Below are 4,622 nucleotides of genomic sequence, written 5' to 3'. Positions count from 1 at the left end.
GATGGTGGCGGGCTTTGCCGCTGCGGCTCTAGCGCAAAAGCCGCTAACCTACGGCGGATATACCTATCAAACAAAAACCGATCTCTGGAGGGCTCCGAGCGGCAAAAGCATAGCCACTAGCACTCTTGCGGGGGAGATACCGGAGAAAAAAAAGTTCGCTAACCCTCCGCTTGAACAGTTTGATAATTCTACGGATGACGAATTACAACTCGCCGCGCAAAATTCCCCCGATTTTAATATGTATTGGGAGATAACGCCGTGGAAAGAGATCCGCCCGGTTCTTCGGCTCATAGATCTTGACGCCGACGAAGTGGGTCTTGCAATAGATGCTCTTGTAACTTTTTATGAGCATCTAATTGTTTTTTCTAGTTCGTCGCAAACACAAAGGCTCGCAGAGAGAGCGGCTATGGAGATTTCAGCAGAAAAGAATAGATTTATGATTGCCGTATACGAGCAAGAAAATTTTTTAATGAATAGGATTGCGAATTATGAAACCAAGCGCCGCCGCAAAAAAGGCGGCAAAAGCGAACTATACCCCATAATCTACCTCTAAATTCGGCGTGCCGAAGTTTATAAAAATGAGGATTTTTGGGGCTAAGATCGATAGAAATTCAGTATGAAAGGATAGAAAATGTGGGATTGGCTAAAAAACGTCAAAGGTAGCGACGTATTGACCGGGCTGGGCGCGTTGGCGGGCGGCATCGGTAACGCCTACGCCGCAAGGCAGCAGGCCAAGGCCGCGGAGCGGACATACAATCTCAATGCGGATCTTCTTCGCGAGGAGAGGGCGAGAAAGAAGCAGGCGCAAGCGGCGCTCAATAGCGCTTGGGACGCCTCACTGTGGAACGCGACGCCGTCCGCATCCACCATCTAGGGCTAGAAATTTATAGGGGCGGACGCACCGCCCGTAAAGCATAAGGAGAGCAAAATGGCATATTTTGACATAAGATATCTGCGCGAGCCGAGCATAAATCGCGGCGCGGCTCTAGGGCAGGGGGTCGCAGCGATCGGCGATAGCCTCACAAAGCTCGGCGAGCTTGGACACGCCAGAGAGAAGTTCGATTCAGACCTTGCGCGCCAAGCACGAGCCGAAAAGATGGATGCGGACAAATTCAACTACCAAAGATTTAAAGACGAGCGAGGCTACGAGCTTGATAAAAAGAAGCTCGATCACGCGATCCTCAACGACGATCGAGATTTTGATCTGAATCGGAGGAAATTTGACAGAAGCGTCTTTGAAAACGATCGCACTTACGGACTTGCCGCTGCTCGTTTCAACGCAGAGCTCACCGAACAAGGTCGAAAGCGAGCCAAAGAGGAATCCGAAGCTGCGGCAAAGGTTCAGCAAACGGCGGATAACGTAGCCTATCTACGCAAACTCTACCCGAAAGAAACGGCGGGCTACACCGATGAGGAGCTTGGAAAATGGGGGAACAATCTAGAGAAAAACTTTAAAGAGAACAAGGTCGATATATTCAAGAAAAACATTCCCGTAGATTCTAAATTTGTCGAGCAATACGGCGACAGCGGACACGTAAGCTGGGATGATAAGGGCAATTACTATGCCGATCCTTGGCTTATGGAAAAGGTAAATATCGATAAGCAGCGCGAGGCTCGCCAGATGGATGAGCTCGGCGATCCGCAAAACCGCCGCGAAAATATCAAAGCGCTGATGAATCAGGGGGTAAACCTTACCGACGCAAAGGCGAAAGTGGATCAAGCGATCGAGTGGAAAAGGAAAAACCCGAACGCCAAATTTAACTCCTCGCTTGATAGCGATATGGACGACGGAGCGAACTGATGACTGCAAGAGATTTTTTGGGCAACGAGCGGATCGCCGAGCTTGAAAGTAAGGGCTACAGCCCCGAGTATATCAAAGCTCTTGCAAAGGAACAATACGAGGCGAAAAAGAAAGAGCTTGCGGACAGCGGCGTGCGAGAGGACATCGCAAAGATGGCGATCGCCCAGAAGCTCGACGCGGATAATGCCAAAAAGCTCAACGACGAGGCAACGGCGAGCGCGTCGGATAGGTTTCTTAGAAACGTTTTTGATACCAGCGGCGATGAAAAAGCGGTAGATGATGCGGATCAGAGATGGCGCGAACTCAACCCCGACAAGATCGACATTGCAAGCCGCGTGGGACGGCTAGTAAACAGGCTCAACCCCCTAACCCTAGGCCCTAAGATCACGGGTAAGGCGGCGGACATAAAACAAAACGGACTTGCCGCCGATAGCCTTGATAAGGACTTTGCGTTTTTCGCGGGAGCCGGCAAGCTCCCAAATCAATTTGGCCGCGCCGTAAACTACGCGGGCGAAAAGATCGCGGGCGCCGTGGGATCCGAGGGCGCGAAGCAGTTTTTCGGCGAAAACCGCAAATTCTTCGACGATAACGTAAAGGAGCTTGATAAGATCATCGCCGAAAACAACAAAGAGTGGGGAATGCTCGGCGAAGCGCTGATTGATCCTCTAAACGTCGCGCCGGCGGGGATATTCACCAAGGGCGCCAAGGTCGCGAATATCGCAAAAAGCGCGGGCACGGGCTTCGCCCTGGGCGTAGGAATGAACGAGCTAAGAAACGCGGGGGATGATAAAATTTCCACTAGGCAGCGGCTCGGAGACGATCTTTTAAGCGGCTTGGTGATGGGCGGAGCCAATGCGCTTTTTAGCGCCCTTTCGCGCGGCAAAGTAAATAACGTCTCAAACCTCGCGGAGGATCTGCGCGGCACGTCAAAAGCCGCAGACGGCGCAGAGGGTGCCGCAAAAGCGGCAGATGACGCGGCGGTGCTCGATGACGCTCTGGATGGGCTCGGCGGCACGCAAAAAGAGGGCGCGGGCTCCGCTTCGCAAGAGCTCAAGGCGAGCGATGCAGCGCAAGGCGCCCAAGAAGCAAAAGCGGGCGAGCTCGCGAAAATGAATGCGAGCGACGCAGCAGGGGGCGAGCAGGGCGCGGCTCGTGCGGCTGATGATACAGCTTCCGCCCCGCAAGGCGCGCAAGAGATCAAAGCCGCAGGCGGGACGCAAGAGATCAAATCGTTCCCGTCCCCTGCGGCACAAGGCGCGCAGAACGCCGAAGCCGCGAGCGTGGCGCAATCAAATTTTGAGCCTCGCGAGCAGCTAAAGCAGTATCTTAAAACCCAAAATATCGCGGATGATGCCGCAGATGAAATTTTGGGCGAGCTTGACCGCGGAGCAAGTCGCTCGGCGCATTTGAGCGAGAGCGCGTTTAAAAAGGCGGACGAGCTTTATGAGCGCGCAAACCGCCTTGAATGGGCGAGAGAGTATCAAAGCCGCGTCGCCTCTCGCTCGGAGGAGCTAGCTCAGATGAGGGCGGACGGCATAGAGCGCTTTGCGGCTATGCAAAGAGAGGCGGAAAAAATCGCAAAGGAAAATCCTACCCTTTCAGCTCGCGCACAAAGAGAACTTTTAAACTCGCGCATAAAACCTACGGAGGCGGAGCTACGATACACCCGCGCCTACAACGACGGCGCGGACGTCGATCCTATGTATGCCGGGCAAAATTTCATTTGGCGGGTGGAAAACGACATCAAAGCTCACCCCTATACTACCGAGCAATACGGCGCACGCTTGGCGAGCAAAGGTTTCGCCCCCGACGTGCAGGCCGCGGCGATGCAGGCATACGACGACGGAGATATAAAATTTCTAAAAAACTATATCGACGCCAAAGTCGCAAAAGCCGAATACGACGACATCGTAAACAATCAAATGAACGATTGGATCATCAAAGACGGCAAGATAAGGAGAGTGCAAAATGGCAAAGCAAACGCAGGAGGCGCGGCGGCGCGCGGAGTCCACACAAACGGCGCAGGCGCTGGCGGAAAAGATGAGCGAGTATCAAAGGGCGTTTCTGATCTCGGCGATACTTCAAGCCGAGCGGAGCGGGGATCGGGAGGCGATGCGCAGGTATCATCGCAGCGCGGATCTACTTCTATACTCGGCGGCGAGGATGCAAAAAATGCCGCGGGCGATGAGCTCGTGGGACGATACGGGACCGCTTCAGGCGATAGCGCAGCTGATGCCGCAGCTTCAAAGCAGCGAGTGGTTTCAGCACAAGATGCGGCAGATCAAGGCGGCGCAACGCTAAAAAGCGAGCCTCAAGGCGGCGATCTTGCGGCAAAAGAGGGCGTGGGCTCCGCCAAGCAAGGCACAAAGCTAAACGAGGATATGAAAAAGGGCTTCGTAAACGTTAATCTCACCTCTCATCTTGCGGGAGGACTTAGCGGCGGCGCGCTGGGCGCTACCGACGAGGAGGGCAAATTTAGCCCCGAGAGATTTGCGGCGGGCTTCATCGCAGGGCTCGGCGGCGTCGCAGTGATCCGAAAGGGTTTCCGCGCAAGTATGAAAGCCTACGCCGCAAAGCAGGCAAAGACCTATCCAACGCTCGCAAACGATCGAGCTGATCTTTTCGCGCAGGCTCTAAGCGACGAGATTAAATCTCGCGCCAAAACGACGCTTTTTAATGCCGCCGAGTTTGCAAAAACAAAGGTCGCAAACAAGACGGGGCTAGACTTCGAGCCTCAAATTTTCGCAGGAGAGAAAGCCTACGCCGAGTTTAAATACGCCCCCGTGAAAGCGGATAAGCTAAGCAAAGCGCAGGCTATGGC

Annotated in this window: 4 protein-coding genes; all 4 read left to right on the top strand. The window is 53.9% G+C overall.

Annotated features, from left to right (window positions below):
• Window positions 1–553, top strand: a 553-nt coding sequence (locus tag Q0600_RS09125; protein ID WP_298759467.1) for a hypothetical protein, incomplete at its 5' end; no start/stop codon positions are given.
• 78 nt (window positions 554–631) lie between these two features.
• Window positions 632–874: a hypothetical protein gene (locus Q0600_RS09120; protein ID WP_297921036.1), complete on the top strand. Its 243-nt coding sequence runs from the start codon at window positions 632–634 to the stop codon at window positions 872–874.
• 54 nt (window positions 875–928) lie between these two features.
• The gene (locus tag Q0600_RS09115; RefSeq protein ID WP_298759464.1) at window positions 929–1,801 is read left to right on the top strand and encodes a hypothetical protein; all 873 of its coding nucleotides are present in this window, start codon (window positions 929–931) and stop codon (window positions 1,799–1,801) included.
• Window positions 1,801–4,622, top strand: a 2,822-nt coding sequence (locus Q0600_RS09110) for a hypothetical protein (RefSeq protein ID WP_298759461.1), incomplete at its 3' end; no start/stop codon positions are given. The genes Q0600_RS09115 and Q0600_RS09110, both read left to right, overlap by 1 nt.

Origin of the sequence: uncultured Campylobacter sp., from assembly GCF_938041645.1 — a bacterium.
Classification (GTDB): Bacteria; Campylobacterota; Campylobacteria; order Campylobacterales; family Campylobacteraceae; genus Campylobacter_B.
Note: the sequence above shows the minus strand (reverse complement) of the source record. Positions and strands in the feature narration are given on the sequence as shown.

Bases quoted from the DNA above. Each gene is read 5' to 3' on its own strand.
- Q0600_RS09120 (WP_297921036.1), top strand. From the start codon at position 632: ATGTGGGATTGGCTAAAAAACGTCAAAGGTAGCGACGTATTGACCGGG.
- Q0600_RS09115 (WP_298759464.1), top strand. From the start codon at position 929: ATGGCATATTTTGACATAAGATATCTGCGCGAGCCGAGCATAAATCGC.